This window comes from Proteus sp. G4380 (assembly GCF_963885725.1).
Lineage (GTDB): Bacteria > Pseudomonadota > Gammaproteobacteria > Enterobacterales > Enterobacteriaceae > Proteus > Proteus mirabilis.
Map to the genome: position 1 here is coordinate 13,679 of NZ_CAWPAV010000143.1, position 22,729 is coordinate 36,407.

The following is a 22,729-nucleotide window of genomic DNA, read 5'->3' on the forward strand; positions in this document are numbered from 1 at the left end:
ATTAATTTTCAGTTAAACCTAGGCGTTTTTCTAGGTAGTGAATATTAGTGCCACCTTTTTGGAATTGCTCATCATTCATAATGAATTGGTGTAGCTCAATATTGGTTTTAATGCCGTCAATAATAAGTTCTGCCAACGCATTTTTCATACGAGAAATCGCAATTTCACGTGTTTCACCGTAAGTGATCAATTTACCAATCATTGAATCATAGTGTGGTGGAACGGTGTAACCTGCGTAAATATGTGATTCCCAACGTACACCAAATCCGCCTGGTGAGTGGAAACGAGTGATGGTTCCCGGGCTTGGCAAGAAGGTTTTTGGATCTTCTGCGTTGATACGGCACTCAATAGCATGTCCATGAACGTGAATTTGATCTTGTGTGACCGATAATGGTAAGCCTGATGCAATACGCAGTTGCTCTTTGATAAGGTCAACACCGGTGATCATCTCAGTAACAGGGTGTTCAACCTGAATACGGGTATTCATTTCGATAAAGTAGAATTCGCCATTTTCATAGAGGAATTCAAACGTACCCGCACCGCGGTAGCCAATTTCAATACACGCATTTGCACAGCGTTCACCGATATTTTTACGGATCTCAGGGGTAATACCCGGTGCTGGTGCTTCTTCAACCACTTTTTGGTGGCGACGTTGCATTGAGCAGTCACGTTCAGCTAAATAGATAGCATTACCTTGTCCATCGGCCATCACCTGAATTTCGACGTGGCGTGGATTTTCAAGGTATTTTTCCATATAGACCATATCGTTGCTAAATGCCGCTTTGGCTTCCGCACGGGTCATGGAGATTGCTTGCGCTAAGTCTTTTTCTGAGCGAACAACACGCATACCGCGACCACCGCCACCACCTGATGCTTTGATGATAACAGGGTAACCAATGCGTTTGGCGATTTCGATATTTTTGGCTGTATCGTTACCTAATGGGCCATCTGAGCCTGGTACACAAGGAACACCGGCTTTTTTCATCGCTTCAATAGCGGAAACTTTATCACCCATTAGGCGAATGGTTTCCGCTTTAGGGCCAATAAAAATAAAGCCTGAGCGTTCAACTTGTTCGGCAAAATCGGCATTTTCAGACAGGAAGCCATATCCTGGGTGAATGGCTTGCGCGCCACTTATCTCTGCCGCGGCAATAATTGCCGGAATATTTAAGTAACTTTTTGCTGAAGCAGCGGGACCAATACAGATAGTCTCGTCTGCCAGCAGAACGTGTTTTAAATCACGGTCTGCCGTGGAGTGAACGGCGACTGCTTTGATCCCAAGTTCCTTACAAGCTCTTAGGATACGCAGTGCAATTTCACCACGGTTGGCAATGAGGATTTTTTCTAGCATGGGCCTGCCTCGTTATTCGATGACAAAGAGTGGATCGTCAAACTCAATAGTATCGCCATCTTGGCAAAGGATAGATTTAACAACGCCCGCTTTATCAGATTCGATTTGGTTCATCATTTTCATTGCTTCAACGATACACAGTGTATCGCCAACATTGACTTGCTGACCCACTTCAACAAAGACTTTTGCTTCTGGGCTTGGTGAACGATAGAAGGTACCTACCATTGGTGAGCGAACAACATGGCCGCTAATTTCTTGCGTTGCTGTAGCCGCTGGTGTTTCTGGTGCTACAGGTGCCACAGCAGCTGCTAATGCAGGTTGAGGTGCTGCTGGTGCCGCAAAATATTGCTGAGGAGCCATTTGACCCTGAACGCCAGAGTTGCGACTGATGCGTACTGACTCTTCACCTTCAGAAATTTCCAGTTCAGAAATGCCAGACTCTTCGACTAGCTCGATCAGTTTTTTAATTTTACGAATATCCATGAGTTGATTCCGTACTCTTTTGATGTTTTTTATTAAGACAAACGGTTGACCGCTGCCTGTAAAGCAAATCGATACCCTTCAGCACCTAATCCACAGATTACGCCAGTTGCGATATCAGAAAGATAAGAGTGGTGACGGAAAGGTTCCCGACTGTAGACATTGGATAGGTGAATTTCAATAAATGGAATATTCACCCCTAATAATGCATCACGCAGTGCAACACTGGTGTGCGTAAATGCTGCAGGGTTGATAAGAATATAATCAACATTTCCCCGCGCCGCATGAATTTTATTTATTAGCTCATGTTCAGCATTTGATTGAAAATGAGTCAGTTTCACATTTAATGCTTGAGCATCCGCTGACAAACTTTGAACAATATCATTCAGAGTTAGGTGTCCGTAAGTTTCCGGCTCTCTAGTGCCAAGCAGGTTTAAGTTCGGACCATTCAGGAGCAAAATATGAAAATTTTCCGACATTATGCTTCTATCTCCGTCAATTCGTCAACGAAATGACAAAATAACCTGTGCTTTTCGTTTTGTCATCTTTTATTGTATCGAATGTTACGATATAAATCACAAAGTCCGACATTATAGACATTTCACAGAAGATAACAGCAAAATACTGGTCTAATCAGGGAAAGATGGGATTATTTTGATGAAAAGTTAAAAGTTTTTACAAGATTGTAAAACCAAGAAAGTAAAATAAACAGAAGTTTAAAAAAATAATCATAACATGACGTTATTTATTGATGTGACAGGAAATCTACGCTTCTTTGAGCTAGATCGATAATATATGTTATAAATGTGATCCGGATCACATTACTAACCAGGCTTAATATTAAAAACGCAATAATCTGGCATTAAATTAATCCGTTTAATGCCAGAAATTAGCTCAAAATCATGATAAATAATTACAACTTAACTAAGGTTCTACCTGTTACTTGATTATCCATTATCATCTGAGCATAGCGTGGCACCTCATCGAGTGTAATTTCGGTTACTGTTTGCTGATAAAATGTATCAGGCAATAGCTGTAGTAAACGTTGCCATACTTGAGCGCGTTTTTCTGCTGGATAATAGACGGAATCGATACCTTGCAGACGAACATTGCGTAAAATAAATGGCATGACTGTAGTAGGTAACGTATATCCTCCTGCTAATCCACAGGCGGCAACGGTGCCATTGTAATGTGTTTGTGACAAGATATTGGCAAGGATTTGTCCACCTACGGTATCAATAGCGCCTGCCCAACGCTGTTTATCTAACGCTTTACCTGCAGCCTCAAATGCTTCACGGGTGATAATATGCTCGGCCCCCAGTTTACGTAAATAATCGTGATTGCTGGCTCTGCCACTGAGAGCGGTAACCTGATAGCCAAGTGCGGTTAATAAACTAATTGCGGTGCTACCGACACCACCGCTGGCACCTGTAACCAAAATCTCACCACTATCGGGTGTTATGCCACCTTGTTCTAACGCCATCACACAAAGCATGGCAGTAAAACCAGCTGTACCAATGATCATGGCATTTTTTAACGACAGTCCTTCGGGCAGCGCCGTTAACCAATCACCTTTAACGCCCGCTTTTTGTGCTAAACCGCCCCAGTGGTTTTCACCTACACCCCAACCGGTTAGTAACACATGTTGTCCAATATGAAAACGGGGATCTTCTGTATGGTGAACCACCCCTGAAAAATCGATACCGGGGACCATCGGAAATTGGCGTAGAATTTTTCCTTTACCTGTTATGGCTAAGCCATCTTTGTAGTTTAGTGTCGAGTAGTGGACATCAACAATGACCTCATGAATAGGGAGTTGTGATTCATCGATATGTTGGACGCCGGCGCTAAGTTTATCGCTGTGTTGTTCGACTAATAATGCTTTCATGATGACCTCTTATTGCTATCCGTTTCTGTCATGATAGGTGATTTTTTAGCAAGCGTTGTGATTGTGCACAATATCTCGTGTAATAATGAGACAAATTAACGCTTTTTAGTGTATAAACGATGGGTTCTATGTTCATTTAAGCAGAGATTATTCTGAGTTTTACATTTTTGTTGTGAGTTGATACTTAAAATATTTTACGATTGGGCCAAAAATAACATTTATCTTCGTTTATTGAAATTAAGCTAATAGGTTGTTTTGGCCACCATCAAGATGAGTATGATGATCGCTATCTTCATCAAATGATAGGGTAAATGTTATCGAAAATAGATATTGCTGATGTGAATAATTAAATGAATAAATTTTATTTGAACTTGAACCCTTACTTTTGTGTCACAGTGTGGCAACCAAGTAAGATTTTTCTTTGTCGATATCTACGTGATTTGTATTGTGATTAAGTCAAATAAATCTTACGTAGGATCGAATTTATGCGTTAATCGTTTTAATTAGCCCATTTTTATGCAGTTTTTTTCTGCTCCAATTGGGAAAAGTAACGTAGAATATTGTGCCTTTATGATTATTCACGTGTCCACTTTTAACTAAGTAGCGGATCGCGCCTTGTCGCTGCTTATTGTGGTTGGTAGAGTAGACGGATTTTTCCGTCCCGGCTTGCAGGATTATCCTTTCGTATGTTTAAAAAATTTCGTGGCATGTTTTCCAACGATCTGTCTATTGACTTGGGTACCGCCAATACCCTGATTTATGTCAAAGGACAAGGTATTGTTCTCGATGAACCTTCTGTAGTTGCGATCCGCCAAGATCGCGCAGGTACATCAAAAAGTGTTGCAGCCGTCGGGCATGAAGCCAAACAGATGCTAGGGCGTACACCTGGGAATATCGCAGCTATTCGTCCAATGAAAGACGGTGTTATTGCTGATTTTTATGTAACCGAAAAAATGCTTCAACACTTCATAAAACAGGTTCATAACAACAGCTTTATGCGTCCAAGCCCTCGTGTATTAGTGTGTGTACCTGTTGGTGCGACACAAGTTGAGCGTAGGGCTATCCGCGAGTCGGCACTTAGTGCGGGTGCTCGCGAAGTCTTTTTAATTGAAGAACCTATGTCTGCTGCAATTGGTGCAGGTTTACCGGTATCTGAAGCGACGGGTTCAATGGTCGTTGATATTGGTGGTGGGACTACAGAAGTTGCGGTTATCTCATTAAATGGTGTGGTTTATTCCTCTTCTGTACGTATTGGGGGAGACCGTTTTGATGAAGCTATCATTAATTATGTACGTCGTAACTACGGTTCGTTGATTGGTGAAGCAACCGCTGAGCGTATTAAGCATGATATTGGCTCTGCTTATCCTTCAGACGAATTAAATGAGATTGAAGTACGTGGACGTAATTTAGCGGAAGGGGTACCACGTAGCTTTACTTTAAATTCCAATGAGATCCTCGAAGCTTTACAAGAGCCATTAACAGGTATTGTAAGTGCTGTGATGGTTGCCTTAGAACAGTGTCCGCCAGAGCTTGCTTCTGATATTTCAGAACGAGGTATGGTCTTAACGGGTGGTGGGGCACTGTTACGTAACTTAGACCGTTTATTAATGGAAGAAACAGGTATTCCTGTTATTGTGGCTGAAGATCCGCTTACCTGTGTGGCTCGTGGTGGTGGTAAAGCATTAGAAATGATCGATATGCACGGTGGCGATCTATTTAGCGAAGATTAATATTATTGTGCGAGTAAGGGAGAAAGGATTCCCCCTTAATCACAATATAACAATATTAACACCTGTTCTTTTACTTCTCCGTGTGAGTGATCTTAGAGTTTATGAAGCCTATTTTTAGTCGGGGGCCTTCCCTGCAACTAAGATTAATAATCGCTGTGATTATCGCGATATCGTTGTTAATTGCTGATAATCGCATAGGTGCTTTTTCAAAAGTCCGTCAGTATTTGGATACTGCTGTGAGTCCTTTCTATTTTCTTGCAAATGGGCCTCGTCGTTTCCTTGATCAACTCTCTGAAACCTTTGCAACTCGCGAACGTTTACAATTTGAAAATCAAGCGCTAAGAAAAGAGCTTCTTGTTCGCAGTGGTGAAAGTCAGCTACTGGAACAATTTAAACAAGAAAATGCCCGCTTACGAGAATTACTTGGTTCACCTTTACGTCAAAATGAACAAATGACGGTAACACAAGTGTTGTCTGGTAATAGTACGCCTTATCGAGATCAAGTGGTGATAGACAAAGGCACTAATGATGGGGTGTATGAAGGTCAGCCTGTTATTAGTGATAAAGGCGTTGTTGGACAAGTTATTGCCGTAAGTGAGTTAACCAGCCGAGTACTGTTAATTTGTGATACCTCTCATGCATTACCGGTACAAGTATTACGTAATGATATTCGCGTTATTGCCTCAGGGGCTGGGTGTGCGGATGATCTACTGTTAGAGGCACTACCTGCGAATATCGATATTCGTGTAGGGGATGTGTTAGTCACCTCAGGATTAGGGGGACGCTTTCCTGAAGGTTATCCTGTTGGGGTTGTTTCTTCGGTAAAAGTCGATAATCAACGTGCTTATTCGGTGATTAATGTGCGACCTTCTGCTGAATTACAACGTTTACGTTATCTGTTGCTATTATGGAACGCCTCAGAGAAGAAACAAGCGCCACCGTTACCCTCAGAGGTTTACCGTGCTGCCAATGAACGTTTGATGCAATTAATGCCACAGGTACTGCCTAACTATGAACAAGCGGGGCCACCACTGCCTCGTTCTATGTCACAAGAGCCAACGGAAAATAGCGCCACCCCAAGTGATATAGCACCAGTACCACCAACGGAAAACAATAAACCTCAACCTAATACGAATCGAGGTAGATAGTGACAATCAATCCTTATCGTAGCCGTGGGCGTTGGATTATTTGGCTCTCGTTTCTAATAGCTTTGGTGTTACAAATTATGCCTTGGCCTGAGCAACTAGAAGTTTATCGCCCTATTTGGCCGGTGTTGTTTCTGATTTATTGGATAACGTCATTACCTCATCGTATTAGCGTTGGAACAGCATTTGTTCTTGGGATGAGCATGGACTTAGTGCAAGGGACAACATTAGGGGTGAATGCGTTGGCTTATACCCTAGTAAGTTATGTTATCGCCTTTAAATATCAATTATTTTGTAACTTAGCGTTATGGCAACAGGCATTAGTGGTAATGTTAGCGATTGGTGTGGTTGATCTTACTGTATTTTGGGCAGAATTTTTGCTTTCTCCCGTGACTTTTCACCCACAAGTATTCTGGAATAGTCCAGTCAGTGGTATTCTTTGGCCATGGCTTTATTTTTTGCTTCGCAAAGTCCGTCACCAGTTTTCAGTTCATTAACCTCTCTGGATCATGACGGTATTTTTGTGTCACCGTCATGAGGATATTATTGTGATCACTCTTTACCTTGCATCGAGTTCCCCCAGAAGGCGAGAGCTTCTGTCACTGTTGGATGTTCAATTTAGCACCATTACACCGGCAATTGATGAAATTTGGCAACAAGGTGAAGCACCGGAAGATTATGTTATCCGTTTGGCGAGGGAGAAATCTCAAGAGGGGGTACGTCAAGCGACAAATGACTATCCGGTATTAGGCTCTGATACTATCGTGGTTCAAGCAGGTCGTATTCTGGAAAAACCACGAGATAAAGCGCATGCAGCACAAATGCTAAGTAATCTTTCAGGTGCAACCCACCAAGTGATGACGGCGATTGCTATTTCAGATAAAACCCGAACAATAAGCCAATTAGTTGTCACGGATGTGACTTTTAGAAAGATGACAGAAAGTGAAATTAGTGCGTATATTGAAACGGGAGAGCCAATGGATAAAGCTGGCGCTTACGGTATTCAGGGAAAAGGAGGCCGTTTTGTACAACGGATTGAGGGTAGCTATCATGCTGTTGTCGGCTTACCGCTTGTTGAAACCGAAGCATTGATAGCTCAATTTTTGTCTCTAGCGAATGATAAGGAGATTTCATGACAGCAGAGCTATTAGTGAATGTGACTCCCTCTGAAACCCGAGTGGCCTATATCAGCGGGGGCATACTACAAGAGATCCACGTTGAAAGAGAAGCCAAACGAGGTCTTGTCGGAAACATCTACAAAGGTCGGGTAAGTCGTGTATTACCTGGGATGCAAGCTGCATTTATTGACATTGGGCTTGAGAAAGCCGCTTTTTTACATGCTTCTGATATTATGCCTCACACGGAATGTATCGCGGGTGAAGAGCAGAAAAAATTTAATGTTCGTGATATTGCGCAACTTGTACATCAAGGTCAGGACTTGATTGTACAAGTGGTGAAAGATCCTCTAGGTACAAAAGGGGCACGTCTTACAACAGATATCACATTACCATCACGTTACTTGGTGTTTATGCCGGGTGCTTCTCATGTGGGTGTTTCACAACGTATTGAAAGTGAAGAAGAACGTGAGCGCTTAAAACGCTTGGTAGAAGAGTATTGTGATGAAAATGGCGGGTTTATTATTCGCACCGCCGCTGAAGGTGTCGGCGAACATGAAATAAAACAAGATGCTGCTTTTTTAAAGCGCCTATGGAATAAAATCATTGAGCGTAAAAAAAGAAATAAAACGCGCATTCAAATTTATGGTGAGCTCGCTTTAGCACAACGTATTCTACGTGATTTTGCAGGGGCTGAATTAGATAGCATTCGAGTTGACTCTAAATTGACTTATCATCAATTACAGGAGTTTATTGGTGAGTATATTCCTGAATTAACCGCTAAACTTGAATTACACCAAGGTAATCAACCTATTTTCGATCTTTACGGGGTTGAAAGTGAAATTCAGCGCGCGTTAGAGCGAAAGGTCGAGTTAAAATCAGGAGGCTATCTGATTATCGACCAAACCGAAGCAATGACAACGATTGATATCAATACGGGCGCTTTTGTTGGTCATCGTAATTTAGAAGAGACGATTTTTAATACCAATGTTGAGGCGAGTCAGGCGATAGCGCGGCAACTGAGATTACGTAATTTAGGCGGCATTATCATTATTGATTTTATTGATATGAGTAATGAAGATCATCGCCGTAGAGTATTAGCTTCCTTAGAACAAGCATTGAGCAAAGATCGCGTGAAAACGACCATCAATGGTTTTTCACAATTAGGTTTGGTTGAGATGACACGTAAACGAACCCGTGAAAGTCTCGAGCATGTACTTTGTGATGACTGTCCTACTTGCCAAGGCCGTGGTACAGTAAAATCAGTTGAAACGGTATGTTATGAAATATTACGAGAAATTGTTCGTGTTCATAAAACCATAGACGCAGATCGCTTTTTGGTTTATGCCGCCCCCGCTGTTGTGGAAGCACTAAAAGGTGATGAATCACATGCTTTAGCCGAAGTGGAAATTTTTGTTGGGAAGCAAGTCAAAGTGCAAACTGAGCTACTCTATAGTCAGGAGCAGTTTGATGTGGTGATGATGTAATGGATTCGCCTTGCTAATAAATATGATGGCAGAAAGGAGACTAAATGAAGCGGCTGTCTAAATCTTTATTATTGATAACCCTTTTTTGCCTGATTATTTTCGCCGTAGTATTAAGTGGATTTCGTTATTTTCTGCCTCGTTTAGATAATTATCGCCCTGAAATTGAAACCTATTTATCTAAACAGTTCAATAGCCCAGTCACCATGACACAGGTGAAAGGAGAATGGCAAAACTTTGGCCCTGATATCCAAATTACTGGGCTGTATATTGATAATAACAGTGTTGAAGTGAGTGCTGAACAGATCACTTTCTCTTTTGATGTTTGGCGTTCACTACTTCATTTTCAACTCTATTTTCGTGAATTAACCTTTGAACAATTAGCAGTAAATTACAAAAAGCCTATTTTTACTGGGCAAAATGGTGATATTACTTTCACTGAACCCGATGATATCTCTTCCATTTTCTTAAAACAGTTTGATCGATTTAAATTGGTTGATAGCCGTTTCGTGTTTTTATCACCTTCTGGTGACACTAGCACGCTCCATATTCCCGAATTAATGTGGCTCAATCAGAAAAACCGCCATCGTGCGCAAGGGGAAGTTACTTTAGATACCCCAATAAATCACTATGGTGGACTAAAAGTACGTCTTGATCTCTATACGAAAAAGCAGGGGGCACTCGATAAAGGACAGGTGTTTGTCACCGCTGATGAGGTTGATATTTCCCCTTGGTTAAGCCAATGGGTTAAAAGTAACAGTGGCCTTGGTGAAGCGAAAGCCAGCCTATCTAATTGGATAGAGATCAGTAATGGGCGGATCACGGGTAGCCAGTTACAAATCCATCAAGGTGAAATGGATTGGCGTAATGAAGGGCGCACACATGTATTAAAGGTAGAAGATTTAATTCTACGTATGAGACGCCAAGAAAATGGCTGGCTTGCTGATATCCCTTATACCCGAAAAATAACGATGGATGGCGATGAATGGCCAGATGGTTATTTAGCGGTACTTTATCAACCTAAAGAAAAACAACAAGATGAAGCTTGGCGTATCCGTGCTAAAAATATTGAATTAGAACGGTTATCTGCGTTATTGCCTTTGTTCTCTTTTTTAACGCCTGATGTCGTGCGTCAATGGCAGTATCGTCAATTTTCTGGCATGGTCGACTCATTTGCTCTTGATGTAGCTCCCGATGATTTTAAACGTAGTGCCATTGATATCAGTTGGCAAAATGTTGCTTGGAAACGCTGGCAAGAAATCCCTTCTGTGGCACATTTTAATGGTCATTTAAAGGGCACATTACAGCAAGGAGCGCTTAATTTTGCGCTTAATAACAGTGAAATTGATACTGCTGAGCTTTTTAAAGCGCCACTTAATATAGAAAAAGGCACTGGTACGGTTTACTGGCAGCATCAGGGAGATTCTCTGTCGTTATGGAGTCAAGGGATTGATATAAAAGCCACCTCCGCTTGGGTTGCCGGTGATTTTCGTTATCAAAAACAAGGAGAGCATCAACAACTGTCTATTCTTTCGGGAGTGAATGTGACCGATGCCGGTGAGACATGGCGCTATTTACCTGAAAAATATGTTGGTAAAGATTTAACACAATATCTTTCTGACGCGATTATTGCCGGAAACGTTAAAAACGGTACGTTTATTTTTCATGGTGATCCGCGGGATTTCCCTTTTGAACAACATAATGGCTGGTTTCAAGTCTATGCCCCAGTAAAACAGGCAACTTTCAAATATGATAGTGAATGGCCGGCACTGTTTGATCTTAATGTTAATCTTAATTTTAAGAATAACGGCTTATGGATGTCCTCTGATAATGTTCAGGTTGGTAAAGCCACCGCTAAAAACTTGACGGCGATTATTGAGGACTATAACAAAGAAAAAATTGTTATTGATGCAGATATTGAAGCCACGGGGGATGATTTAAAAGAGTATTTTCTAGCTTCGCAAATGGCAACGATTGGCCATACACTTGAAATACTAAAAGTGGCTGGAAAAATTAACGGGAGTTTGCATCTCGACATTCCTTTTGATGGCGAGCAGGTGGTCGCTTCTGGTCAGGTAAACTTAAACAATAACGATGTCACATTAGCCTTTATGGATACCACCCTAGAAGGTGTTACGGGACAATTTCGTTACCATAATGATAAATTAGAGAGTGATACTTTAACCGCGAATTGGTTTGGTCAACCTTTTACATTTTCTTTTGCTGGTGGTGATCAACGGGATGCTTATCAAGTTGGTGTTGATCTAAAAGGACAATGGGATATCGCGAAAATTAAGGGATTACCTAATGATATACAACATAAATTAAGCGGTTTTTTACCTTGGCATGGCGCGGTGAGTGTTAATATTCCAGAAACAGCGGATGTTAATTATCAAGTGGATCTGACCGGACAAGTGAATGCGCTACAAAGTCAGTTAGCTGCGCCAAGTACCGATGACTTTAAAAACGCTTCCCCCATTGTGATTTCAGCAAAAGGGAATAGTGAAAAACTTAACGTTAGTGCCGATGCACAAGATCAGTGGTCATTAAATAGTGAATGGGCGTTAGGTGAACCATTACGTCTATTACAAGGTAATTTAGTCTCTTCCTCGCTCACACTACCTCAATTAAATGATCAATCACGATTGACTATTGCTTTGCAGGGATTGCAAGGCGATAAATGGCTACCTACTTTAATGGCTTTTTCATCATTAGCCCCTTCTGAAAACGCGATACGTTTCCCTACCAATATTCATATTAGTCTGCCTGAACTTAATTTTGCTGGTCAGCAATGGATTGCGCCACAAACAGAAATTATGCGTGCTGATGATGGTGTAAAATTATCCTTCTCAGGGAGTGAGTTACGAGGTGACTTATTTGTACCCAATACGGCACAACCTTGGCAGGTGAATATTACCTATCTCTATTTTAATGGCGCTAGCCCAACAGAAGAAAATAAATCCTTAAAAATGGCAAATGTGCCTGATGCCAAAAAAGCAGTTCAATTTTCACTTAAAGATATTCCTGCTATCAATTTCGCCTGCCAAGAGTGTTGGGTGAATGGATTATTACTAGGGAATATTGAAGGTGCAATACAGCCTCGTGACGGAGCATTATTGTTAACTGCAGGTAAGCTTAAAAATAGCAGTGGCGAGCTATCTGTGAGTGGTGTGTGGTCAGAAGATAGTTTAGGCAACAGTATCACTAAGTTGGCAGGTAAACTAACGGCACCGGAAGTCGATGAAATGGCGGCTTACTTTGGTTATATCATTCCGATTGTTCAGTCACCACTTACGGCAGATTTCTCACTGCAGTGGCACAATACCCCTTGGAATTTTGATCTAAAAACACTCAATGGTGAAGTGAATGCTTCTCTTGGAAAAGGTCGTATTGAAAAGGTGGATGTTGGGCAAGCGGGAAAATTATTACGTCTAGTCAGTTTTGATGCCCTGTTACGTAAGTTGCAATTCGACTTTAGAGATACTTTTAGTGATAATTTTGAGTATGATTCCATTAAAGGTGATTTGACGGTTAAACAAGGTGTTTTAAACGCGAAAAGTGTTGCTGTAGATGGTGTTATTGCCGATATTGCTATAAAAGGTCAAGTGGATCTGTTGGCGCGTAAAATGGACTTACAAGTAGTGGTAACTCCTGAAATATCAGCTACAGTAGGCGTTGCTACCGCATTTGCTATTAACCCCATCGCTGGTGCTGCTGTATTTGCAGCTTCAAAAGTACTGGGGCCACTTTGGAGTAAGATTTCAGTTATACGTTATCATGTTACCGGAACGGTAGAACAACCCAAGATTGACGAAGTACTGCGTCAACTTAAGGAGGATCAGGCGTTATGAAAAAAGTTAATGTCGCACTTTTGCAGCTTTGTAGCGGAAAAAATATAAAAAATAATCTGGCGCAAATAGAGCAACAGATTAAGCAACTCCCCGATTCAGTCAAGCTTGTATTAACGCCTGAAAATGCATTACTTTTCTCCAGCGCAAAAGATTATCATAAACATGCTGAAATTCAGGGGAAAGGGCCATTACAAGATGCGATTGCTAATATGGCGCAGCGCTATAAGGTGTGGATCTTAGTGGGTTCAATGCCATTGATTAGCCGAGATTCTCCTGAGCAGATCACCAGTAGTAGTTTAGTTTTTGATGATGAAGGGGTGATCCGCGCTCGTTATGACAAAATTCATATGTTTGATGTGAACATTGATGATGAACAAGGCGAATATAATGAATCAGCCATTTATCAACGTGGTGAACGCTTGACTGTAGTGGATACACCTGTGGGGAAATTAGGTTTAACGATTTGTTATGATTTACGTTTTCCCGGTCTTTTCCAAGCATTAAGAGAAAAAGGTGCTGAAATTATTTCTGTACCGGCAGCCTTTACTTGTTTAACAGGTAAAGCGCACTGGGAGCCATTGTTACGCGCGCGGGCTATTGAAAATCAGTGTATTATTTTGGCACCGGCTCAAGTCGGTACCCATGATGCTCGTCGCACATGGGGTCATACAATGGCAGTGGATGGTTGGGGGAAAGTATTGAAAAAGAACCCTGATGCGGTCAGTGCCCTAACGCTCAATATTCGAGTCGATAGTTTAGAAGGTATGCGTGAACAGATACGGGTTGTGAAACATAATCGCTTTCGCCCGAAACTGACACACTTAATAAAAAAAGTTAAGGATAAAAAAGAATTATGAGTTTAGCTGTTGTCAGCGAAAGTCTGTTGGAAGCGAACAACCTGAGTTTAGATGATTTAGCATCGACACTAGAGCAGCTTGCACAGCGTCAAATTGATTATGGTGATCTTTATTTTCAATCAAGCTACCACGAAGCATGGATATTAGATGATCAGATAATTAAAGATGGCTCTTACAATATTGACCAAGGGGTTGGCGTTAGAGCGATTTATGGTGAAAAAACAGGTTTTGCTTATGCAGACCAATTAACACTCAACGCACTTAACCAAAGTGCTCATGCTGCGCGTAGTATTGTGCAAGCACAAGGCAATGGGCAGATCCATACACTGGGTGCTATTCAACATACTCCGTTATACAACCTAAATGATCCATTACAAAGTTTGTCTCGTGAAGAAAAAATAGCACTATTACATGACGTTGATCGTGTGGCACGGGCTGAAGATAAACGTGTTAAACAAGTCAATGCCTCATTAACGGGGGTATATGAGCATGTGTTAGTTGCTGCAACGGATGGTACTTTAGCGGCGGATGTGCGTCCTCTTGTACGTCTTTCAGTAAGCGTACTGGTCGAAGATGACGGTAAACGTGAACGTGGTTCAAGTGGTGGCGGTGGTCGTTTTGGTTATGATTATTTTCTGACTAAAGAAAATGGCGAAACCCATGCAGCGACTTATGCCCGTGAAGCGGTACGCATGGCATTAGTTAATTTATCGGCTATTGCTGCACCGGCAGGTACAATGCCTGTGGTTTTAGGCGCCGGATGGCCCGGTGTTTTATTACATGAAGCTGTTGGACATGGTTTAGAAGGTGATTTTAATCGTCGTCAAACATCGGTATTCTCTGGGCGTATTGGCGATAAGGTAACTTCTGAGTTATGTACTATCGTGGATGATGGTTCAATTGAAGGCCGACGAGGCTCCGTGGCGATTGATGATGAAGGCGTACCAGGCCAATACAACGTATTAATCGAAAATGGCATCTTAAAAGGCTATATGCAAGATAAGATGAATGCGCGTTTAATGGGGGTAAAACCGACGGGCAATGGGCGTCGTGAATCCTATGCACATTTGCCAATGCCACGTATGACCAACACCTATATGCTTGCGGGTAAATCTTCTCCTGAAGAGATCATCGCCAGTGTCGATCGCGGTATTTATGCGCCAAACTTTGGTGGTGGGCAAGTTGATATTACCTCCGGTAAGTTTGTTTTCTCAACTTCAGAAGCCTATTTAATTGAAAAGGGTAAAATTACTAAACCAATTAAAGGCGCAACCTTGATTGGTTCAGGTATTGAAGCGATGCAACAAGTTTCTATGGTGGGTAATGATCTCGCATTAGATAAAGGTGTCGGGGTGTGTGGCAAAGAGGGGCAAAGCTTACCAGTAGGGGTTGGGCAACCGACACTGAAATTGGATAAGTTAACCGTTGGTGGTACTGCTTAACAGTTGTTATTGTTATCTATTTATACAAATTACCCCAATAAAACTCCATCGCTATGATGGAGTTTCTATTTAAGTGAGTAAATGGAGCTATTTATGGGCAAACGTCTATTCCCTGTTCTTATTGTTGTGGCTGTTTTATTTTTTGTTCTGTATAAAGGATTAGTACCTGAAACGCAGATACCAGCAACAGCGCCTCCTACATCAACAACATCTACATCGTCAAAGAGTTCAATCAGTCAGCCTGAGTCTCAACGTCCTTTAGCAATTGATGAAAAGACACAAGCCAATAAAGTGGCTGATTATTTGCAACAACACGCTCGTTTACCTGATTTTTATATCAGCAAAAAAGAGGCTCGTGCTAAAGGTTGGAATGCGAAAGCGGGCAATTTATGTGAAGTTTTACCAGGACGGGCGATTGGTGGTGATCGCTTTATGAACCGTGAAAAACAGTTACCTGAAGAAGCAGGGCGCCAATGGTTTGAAGCAGATGTCAATTATCAATGTGGACATCGTGGTAGCGATCGCTTGCTATATTCTAATGACGGATTAATTTATTTAACCACCGATCATTACCGTACCATGCAAAGAGTTGCACCTTAATGAAACAGATTATTTTTGATTTCAGCACATTGGCGGATCGAGATGCTTTTTATCATCAGTTTGCTCAGCAATTTCAATTAGATGAAGCATTCGGTAATAATCTTGATGCGTTATGGGATGTATTAACAGGAGAAATTGAATTGCCTGTTAATATTGTTTTCAGACATGCACCGCATCATTCCCGCACCTTCCAGCCCATTATTGAGATAATGCAAGAAGCGCAAGAGACGCTGGGTAAAGAGCTATTTCGCTTTCATTGTGAACATAAAAAAGCTAAGTAGAGCTAGCTGAAAGCCCATAAGTATTACAAGGTATCCTGAAAACCGCAGTGGTATCATGATTTAGCACTGCGTTTTCAGGAGCATCAGTCGTTAAGCTGACTCTGAGAGATCTTTTAGATATTGAAACAATAAGCGGAATGATTTTGGCGGTTTATTGGCTTCTTTCTCTTTTTTAGCATTACGAATAAGTGTGCGTAATTGCTGGCGATCGGCCATAGGATAAAGCGCTACCACTTCCTCAATCACTTCATTACCGCCGTCAATCAGACGTGTACGCAGATCTTCTAGTTTATGTAACACTAAAATTTGCTGATTATGGCGATTTTTTAGTTTATCTAGTGCTTGGCGGATCGGCTCTTCATCAACATTACGGAGTAACTTACCGATATATTGAATTTGGCGACGACGCGCTTCGCGTTGTACCTTTTGCGCCAATTTAATTGAAGCGAGTAGTTTTTCATCAAGAGGAACACGTTCAAGCTCTTGAGCACTTAACTCAACAAGTTCGGTGCCTAATTTCTTTAACGCTTCAGCATCACGTTTAATTTCACTTTTGCTGACCCAAATGATCTCTTCCTCTTCTTCCTCTTCTAACGGTGTATTGTCAAATTCAGGATTGAGGTAGTGCCACTCTTCTGGCTGCTTTGCCATAATAAAAATTCCTGTTGCAGAGTAAGCCGGGAGTGTGATTTGGTGAATGACCAAAAGCCCGACGGGTGATAACATTCATATATCTTCTATTGTAACTGGGAAAATCGCTTGTTGACCACCTGTCAATTGATTTACTTTAGCAAAAATAAGTAAAAAGTGATGTTCTCCTTAGGAAAATGGTTCTCAATGAATAATACAGATCAGGTAAAACAGCTGGAAGAGGCAGTTTCTCTTGCACTGGAGATCGCCGCAAAACAGTGTGACGGTGCAGAAGTTGCAATTAATAAATCAACAGGCATAAGCGTTAGTACACGCTATGGTGAAGTAGAAAATGTTGAATTTAATAGTGATGGTGCCTTAGGGATCACCGTCTATCAGCAACAACGTAAAGGGAGTGCATCTTCTACAGATTTAAGTCCTGATGCGATTAAACGTGCAGTACAAGCGGCTGTAGATATTGCGCGCTACACTTCTGTTGATCCTTATGCAGGGCCTGCTGATAAAGCCCTGTTAGCCTTCGATGCCCCTTTTCTTGATCTCTACCACCCAACAGACATAACAGCAGATAAAGCGATTGAGCTGGCGTCTCGAGCGGAGCAAGCTGCATTAGACAGTGATAGCCGTATCGTCAATACCGAAGGGGGAAGCTTTAATAGTCATAGTGGAACTCGTGTCTTTGGTAACAGCCTTGGTTTATTAAAAAGCTACTCTTCATCTCGTTATTCAATGTCGAGTTGCGTTATCGCTCGTGAGGGTGAGGATATGGAGCGCGATTATGCCTATACCATTAGTCGCCGTTTTGAGGCATTACAATCTCCTGAATGGGTAGGACAAGAGTGTGCACGCCGTACCTTATCTCGTCTAGCTCCCCGTAAATTATCCACCATGAAAGCGCCTGTTCTCTTCTCAGCGGAAGTAGCCACGGGGATCTTCGGTCATTTAGTGGCAGCCATCAGTGGTAGCATGATCTACCGTGAGTCATCTTGTTTGTTAGATAGCTTAGGAAAACAGATTTTCCCTCAATGGTTAAATATTCAAGAGCGTCCACATATTGTGGGGGGATTAGCATCAACGCCTTTTGATAGTGAAGGGGTACGCACATCAGATGCAGATATTATTAAAGATGGGGTACTGCAAGAGTGGCTCCTTACTAGCTATTCCGCAAGAAAATTAGGGTTAAAAAGCAATGGACATGCGGGGGGCATTCATAACTGGCGTATCCCAGGGCAAGGTCTCTCCTTTGATGAGTTGTTAAAAGAGATGGGCACAGGGCTTGTGGTCACTGAGTTAATGGGACAAGGGGTTAGCACGGTGACAGGGGATTATTCCCGTGGTGCGAGCGGTTTCTGGGTCGAAAATGGTGAAATTCAGTATCCAGTGAGTGAAGTGACTATTGCCGGTAACTTGAAAGAGATGTGGGCGAATATTGCCACAATAGGTGATGATATTGAAACACGCAGTAATATTCAGTGTGGATCACTACTATTACCAGAAATGAGTATCGCAGGTCAGTAGCACCTTGCCTTTAATCTCAGCCCATAAGTGGGCTGAGATATCGCGCTTACTTGTATTTTATTGCGTTAATAAGATAAAAAATAACACGCGAACCTTCAGCATTGCTTAACGGTGTAATTCACCAGCAGCTTCAGGTTGGTAGAGAATTTCTAATACTTTGACCTTAGTTTCAAGGCCATTAGGAAGCTGCCAACTGATCTCATCATTGATAGCTAAACCTAATAGTGCAGCCCCCATTGGCGCCATGACTGATAATTCAGTCGCACTATCTTTTAATGAAGCAGGGTAAACTAAAGTACGAATACGCTCTTCATTATTTTTTAAGTCCATAAAACGGACTTTGCTGTTCATGGTGACGATGTTAGCAGGGATATCAGCTGGTGTAACAATGTCAGCACGATCTAACTCTTCATTTAAAGCTTCTGCAATTGGGCTGTCTGCAAAGGCAGGTTGCTCTAGTAATGAATCTAAACGTTCTGCATCAAGTTCATTGATGATAATTGTTGGCTTTGTCATACCACACTCCAATTTGTTCCAATGCAAAACAACACCCCCACGGATTAGGTGGGGGTGTTGTTAAACTCTATGTAAGATAATAGGCGGTTCTGTAGCAAAAAGAAAGAGGCAGTGATCACAGTCTCTTTCTGGGATTTTTGTTAAGAAATGCTAATCTATTGTTTTTAATTAGAATTAATCTTCATCAAACCCTGATTCAAATAATGCAATAATCGCATCAATCGCTTCTTTTTCATCACAGCCACTGGCTTCTATATCGATGTGACTGCCTTGTTCGGAATCTAACATCAACATCGCAATCACACTATCTGCTTGCGCCTCAACGCCCTCATGGTTACGTAACGTCACCGTTGATTGAAATGTATTGACCAAATCAAACAATTTCATGGCAGGCCTTGCATGCATGCCTAAACGGTTTTTTATCGCTACGCGTCGATATTGGGTCATTTGCGCTTTTCAAGTGTTCTATGGCGTGATTGTACGTTTTTCCCTCTAGAGCGGAAATAGTCAGCCAGTTGTTCAGCCACGTAAACAGAACGATGTTTGCCGCCAGTACAACCAATAGCAACAGTTAGGTAACTACGATTATTCGTCTCTAACATCGGTAGCCAAAGTTCTAGATAACTTCTTGTTTGATAAATAAAGTTATGCACTTCAGTATGGCGATCGAGGAAGGCTGCGACTGGACGATCTAACCCCGTCATTGGGCGTAATTTGGGATCCCAGTGGGGATTAGGTAAAAATCGTACATCAAAGACATAATCAGCATCGATAGGAATACCATGTTTAAAACCGAAAGACTCAAATACCATGGTCAATTCGCGTTCACGTTTACCGAGTAAGCGTGTACGTAGCATTTCGGCTAATTCATGCACTGACATCTCTGAGGTATCAATAATCAGATCAGCCCGTGATCGTAAAGGTTCGAGCAGATCACTCTCTGTATCAATCGCCATTTCTAGCGAGAGGTTTTTCGTTGAAAGAGGGTGTAGGCGTCGAGTATCACTATAACGGCGGATCAGCGTATTTCTATCAGCATCTAAAAATAACAGTTGTGGAGAATATTCCGCGGGTAAACTTTCCAGCGCCTTTTCGAAAATCTCCGGTGATTCTGGCATATTACGTACGTCAATACTGACTGCGGCAGCGGCAGCATCACGCTCAGCCAGTGTTTTCGCAAGCTCCGGTAACAGATCGACAGGTAAGTTATCAACGCAATAAAATCCCATGTCCTCAAGCGCACGCAAAGCGACTGACTTACCTGAACCAGAGCGTCCGCTGACTATCATCAGCACCATGAGGTAGCTCCCCTTAATTTCCCAGTGATGAATATCATTCCACTGTATGCTATTCGCGTCCTGATAAACCCAAACCCATTAGGTTTATTCTGTGATAATCTGATAAAGCTCTTCATCACTTTGTGCGGAGCGTAGTCGGCGACATAAATTTTTGTCAGCCAACTGTTTTGCAATCAAAGACAGTGTGTGTAAATGTTCCTTACATTGTGTTGCAGGAACGAGTAATGCAAACAACAAATCGACAGGTTGATTATCAATAGCGTCGAAGGCAATAGGCTCGCTTAGGTGAAGAAACACACCAACAACTTTTTCAGTTTCATCACTTTCAATACGCCCATGAGGGATAGCCAATCCACCCCCAATCCCTGTTGTACCGACTTTTTCACGCGTTAATAAAGCCTCAAAAATCAGTGTCTCTGGTAAATTCAGTGCTTGAGCTGCATTCTCACTGATAATTTCTAACGCGCGTTTTTTACTTGTACAATGCACATTGTTATGTGTACATGCCAGAGTAAGTACGTCGCTAATATTCATCTTTGTATCGTTGTTCATTGTCTTATTCACTTAGACCAGCAAACCAGATGCCACAGAGTGACATCTGGTTTTTGTTAGCGGATTATTTAGGCGCTGTTTTTAATTGAACAAACGCGACATCAATAACACTCTAACATCGCCGATTGTATTCCCATTTTACAATGGGAAATGAATTAATGTTGTCTCAGTTTATCTTTGTGTTTGGTTAATTGACGAGCCAGTTTATCCATTAATCCATCAATTGCTGCGTACATATCTTCTGCTTCCGCAGAGGCATGTAATTCACCGCCATTTACTTGAATCGTCGCTTCCGCAATTTTAGTCACTTTTTCGACTTTGAGGATAACTTGGACGTTATTAATTTTGTCAAAGAACTGAGGTAATTTAGCGCTTTTTGCTTTGACGGTATCACGCAGAGCATCAGTTAATTCAATATTATGACCAGTGATTTGAAGTTCCATAGTGTCTTCCTTCTCAATTATGCTCAAACCAACTCTTTACGTTGATTTGAAGGCGGGATGGATAATGACTCTCTATATTTCGCAACAGTTCGTCGAGCAACCTGTATACCAAGCTCGGCGAGCATATTTGCCAGTTTACTATCACTTAGTGGTTTCGCTGGGTTTTCTGCTGCGATTAGTTTCTTCACTAAAGCCCGAATTGCTGTTGAAGAGGCTTCACCTCCGTTATCAGTATTTACGTGGCTTGAGAAAAAATACTTCAATTCGAAAATTCCCCGAGGACAATGCAAATATTTTTGCGTTGTAACGCGAGAAATGGTGGACTCGTGCATCTCAACCTGTTCTGCAATATCGGCCAAAACAAGGGGTTTCATATGCTCTTCACCGAATTCGAAAAACGCCTGCTGTGTGTCAACAATGCAATGAGCGACTTTTAATAATGTCTCATTACGGCTTTCTAAGCTTTTTATCAGCCATTTAGCCTCTTGTAAATTGTCACGAATAAATTTCCCATCGCTTTCGTTTTGAGCTGATTGCCCAAGCGCTGCATAAGTCTCATTTATGCGTAGGCGGGGAATGCTATCCGTATTTAACTCAACTTGCCAGTGTTCTCCTGATTTTTTTACCAGTACATCAGGAATAACATACTGTGATTCCTCTGTATCAATACTTAAACCCGGTTTTGGATCAAGAGATTGAATGGTCTCAATCACTACTTTTAATGTCTCTTCACGTAGCTTAGTGTGACGCATTAATTGGCGAAAATCACGATTACCTAATAACGCTAAATAGTGCTCAATAACAAGTTGAGTCTCTTTCAAATAAGGTGTATTAGTTGGAAATGTCGACAATTGAATTAACAGACACTCTTTTAAGTCTCTGGCTGCGACACCTACGGGATCAAAGCGTTGAATACGCTTTAATACCGCTTCAATCTCATCAAGCTCTAACTCATCATCACCCATTCCGGCAAGAATGTCATCTGTTGAAACTGTTAAATATCCTGTTTCATCGACAGCATCAATAATGCTTGTCGCGATAGCACGATCAGTATCAGTAAAAGGTGTTAGGTCAGCTTGCCAAGTTAGGTAATCTTGCAGTGAAGCCGTGGTTTCACCTTGATAGAGTGGTAATTCATCAGCCGCATAATCATTACTGGTGCCTGAAGGGGTGCCTGCGGTGTAAATTTCTTCCCATTGGGTATCGAGAGGAAGATCGTCAGGCATCTCCTTTTGCTCTAGTGCATCTAGGGTATCTAATACCTCATTATCATGCTCATTGTCTGGTGTACTATCATCACTCTCTTGTGTTGATGAGCTATCAGGATGCGTTACATCAGCTTGATCGTCTTCTTGTTCAAGCAATGGGTTAGATTCAAGGGCTTGTTGAATTTCTTGTTGTAATTCAAGCGTAGAAAGTTGCAACAAACGAATAGCCTGTTGGAGCTGTGGCGTCATGGCCAATTGCTGACTAAGACGAAGTTGCAGACTTTGTTTCATAGTGATGCGATGGATCCTCTTATGTTGTCAT

Annotated in this window: 22 protein-coding genes; 11 read left to right on the forward strand and 11 right to left on the reverse strand. The window is 41.8% G+C overall.

Annotation, left to right across the window (positions count from 1 at the left end; genetic code table 11):
- Position 1: 1 nt before the first annotated feature.
- From accC to acuI, 4 genes are all read right to left on the reverse strand, one after another.
- Positions 2–1,351, reverse strand: coding sequence for an acetyl-CoA carboxylase biotin carboxylase subunit (gene accC / locus AACU98_RS12825; RefSeq protein WP_004245336.1), 1,350 nt, complete (start codon positions 1,349–1,351; stop codon positions 2–4).
- 12 nt (positions 1,352–1,363) lie between these two features.
- Positions 1,364–1,834: an acetyl-CoA carboxylase biotin carboxyl carrier protein gene (gene accB / locus AACU98_RS12830; RefSeq protein WP_004245333.1), complete on the reverse strand. Its 471-nt coding sequence runs from the start codon at positions 1,832–1,834 to the stop codon at positions 1,364–1,366.
- Positions 1,835–1,866: 32 nt separating this feature from the next.
- On the reverse strand, positions 1,867–2,310 hold the full coding sequence (aroQ, locus tag AACU98_RS12835; RefSeq protein WP_004245332.1) for a type II 3-dehydroquinate dehydratase: 444 nt from the start codon (positions 2,308–2,310) through the stop codon (positions 1,867–1,869).
- Positions 2,311–2,744: 434 nt separating this feature from the next.
- Positions 2,745–3,719 carry an acrylyl-CoA reductase (NADPH) gene (gene acuI / locus AACU98_RS12840; RefSeq protein WP_012368829.1) on the reverse strand — a complete coding sequence of 325 codons (975 nt, stop codon included), beginning with the start codon at positions 3,717–3,719 and terminating at the stop codon, positions 2,745–2,747.
- 686 nt (positions 3,720–4,405) lie between these two features.
- On the opposite strand from acuI, the gene mreB reads away from it, so the two are divergent.
- The 10 genes from mreB to AACU98_RS12890 all read left to right on the forward strand — a co-directional run bounded on the left by mreB (position 4,406) and on the right by AACU98_RS12890 (position 16,224).
- Positions 4,406–5,449: a rod shape-determining protein MreB gene (gene mreB / locus AACU98_RS12845; RefSeq protein WP_004245330.1), complete on the forward strand. Its 1,044-nt coding sequence runs from the start codon at positions 4,406–4,408 to the stop codon at positions 5,447–5,449.
- A gap of 101 nt (positions 5,450–5,550) precedes the next feature.
- Positions 5,551–6,597 carry a rod shape-determining protein MreC gene (mreC, locus tag AACU98_RS12850; protein WP_004245329.1) on the forward strand — a complete coding sequence of 349 codons (1,047 nt, stop codon included), beginning with the start codon at positions 5,551–5,553 and terminating at the stop codon, positions 6,595–6,597.
- A gap of 5 nt (positions 6,598–6,602) precedes the next feature.
- A complete protein-coding gene (mreD, locus tag AACU98_RS12855; protein WP_026164602.1) occupies positions 6,603–7,091 on the forward strand; it encodes a rod shape-determining protein MreD in 489 nt (162 codons plus the stop codon).
- A gap of 51 nt (positions 7,092–7,142) precedes the next feature.
- Entirely contained in the window at positions 7,143–7,730 is a 588-nt protein-coding gene (locus AACU98_RS12860; RefSeq protein WP_004248907.1) for a Maf family protein, read from the forward strand.
- Positions 7,727–9,196, forward strand: a complete 1,470-nt coding sequence (gene rng, locus AACU98_RS12865) for a ribonuclease G (RefSeq protein WP_004245326.1) — start codon at positions 7,727–7,729, stop codon at positions 9,194–9,196. The genes AACU98_RS12860 and rng overlap by 4 nt, the downstream gene beginning before the upstream one ends.
- A gap of 44 nt (positions 9,197–9,240) precedes the next feature.
- Positions 9,241–13,044, forward strand: a complete 3,804-nt coding sequence (yhdP, locus tag AACU98_RS12870) for an AsmA2 domain-containing protein YhdP (protein ID WP_161734853.1) — start codon at positions 9,241–9,243, stop codon at positions 13,042–13,044.
- Positions 13,041–13,901 (forward strand): deaminated glutathione amidase, encoded by an 861-nt coding sequence (nit1, locus tag AACU98_RS12875; RefSeq protein ID WP_161734856.1) that lies wholly within the window; start codon positions 13,041–13,043, stop codon positions 13,899–13,901. The genes yhdP and nit1 overlap by 4 nt, the downstream gene beginning before the upstream one ends.
- Positions 13,898–15,343 carry a metalloprotease TldD gene (tldD, locus tag AACU98_RS12880; RefSeq protein WP_004245322.1) on the forward strand — a complete coding sequence of 482 codons (1,446 nt, stop codon included), beginning with the start codon at positions 13,898–13,900 and terminating at the stop codon, positions 15,341–15,343. The genes nit1 and tldD overlap by 4 nt, the downstream gene beginning before the upstream one ends.
- 93 nt (positions 15,344–15,436) lie before the next feature.
- On the forward strand, positions 15,437–15,943 hold the full coding sequence (locus AACU98_RS12885) for a ribonuclease (protein WP_036932390.1): 507 nt from the start codon (positions 15,437–15,439) through the stop codon (positions 15,941–15,943).
- Positions 15,943–16,224 (forward strand): barstar family protein, encoded by a 282-nt coding sequence (locus tag AACU98_RS12890; protein ID WP_004245317.1) that lies wholly within the window; start codon positions 15,943–15,945, stop codon positions 16,222–16,224. Before AACU98_RS12885 ends, AACU98_RS12890 begins: the two co-directional genes overlap by 1 nt.
- 90 nt (positions 16,225–16,314) lie before the next feature.
- Here the strand turns inward: AACU98_RS12890 and yjgA are convergent, their stop codons facing one another.
- Entirely contained in the window at positions 16,315–16,875 is a 561-nt protein-coding gene (gene yjgA, locus AACU98_RS12895; RefSeq protein ID WP_004248913.1) for a ribosome biogenesis factor YjgA, read from the reverse strand.
- Between the two features lie 186 nt (positions 16,876–17,061).
- Here yjgA and pmbA point away from each other — a divergent pair, with 186 nt between their 5' ends.
- A complete protein-coding gene (pmbA, locus tag AACU98_RS12900) occupies positions 17,062–18,390 on the forward strand; it encodes a metalloprotease PmbA (protein ID WP_004248914.1) in 1,329 nt (442 codons plus the stop codon).
- A gap of 105 nt (positions 18,391–18,495) precedes the next feature.
- Here pmbA and rnk read toward each other — a convergent pair whose 3' ends face one another.
- The 6 genes from rnk to rpoN form a co-directional block, all read right to left on the reverse strand.
- A complete protein-coding gene (gene rnk / locus AACU98_RS12905) occupies positions 18,496–18,906 on the reverse strand; it encodes a nucleoside diphosphate kinase regulator (RefSeq protein WP_004245312.1) in 411 nt (136 codons plus the stop codon).
- Positions 18,907–19,080: 174 nt separating this feature from the next.
- Complete coding sequence (gene npr, locus AACU98_RS12910; RefSeq protein WP_004245309.1) at positions 19,081–19,353, reverse strand: PTS phosphocarrier protein NPr; 273 nt, start codon at positions 19,351–19,353, stop codon at positions 19,081–19,083.
- Positions 19,350–20,204 carry an RNase adapter RapZ gene (rapZ, locus tag AACU98_RS12915; protein ID WP_004245308.1) on the reverse strand — a complete coding sequence of 285 codons (855 nt, stop codon included), beginning with the start codon at positions 20,202–20,204 and terminating at the stop codon, positions 19,350–19,352. The genes npr and rapZ overlap by 4 nt, the downstream gene beginning before the upstream one ends.
- Positions 20,205–20,288: 84 nt before the next feature.
- On the reverse strand, positions 20,289–20,756 hold the full coding sequence (gene ptsN / locus AACU98_RS12920; RefSeq protein ID WP_004245307.1) for a PTS IIA-like nitrogen regulatory protein PtsN: 468 nt from the start codon (positions 20,754–20,756) through the stop codon (positions 20,289–20,291).
- Positions 20,757–20,911: 155 nt separating this feature from the next.
- Positions 20,912–21,199, reverse strand: a complete 288-nt coding sequence (gene hpf / locus AACU98_RS12925) for a ribosome hibernation promoting factor (protein ID WP_004248916.1) — start codon at positions 21,197–21,199, stop codon at positions 20,912–20,914.
- A gap of 23 nt (positions 21,200–21,222) precedes the next feature.
- Positions 21,223–22,698, reverse strand: coding sequence for an RNA polymerase factor sigma-54 (gene rpoN, locus AACU98_RS12930; RefSeq protein WP_049201476.1), 1,476 nt, complete (start codon positions 22,696–22,698; stop codon positions 21,223–21,225).
- Between the last annotated feature and the right edge of the window lie 31 nt (positions 22,699–22,729).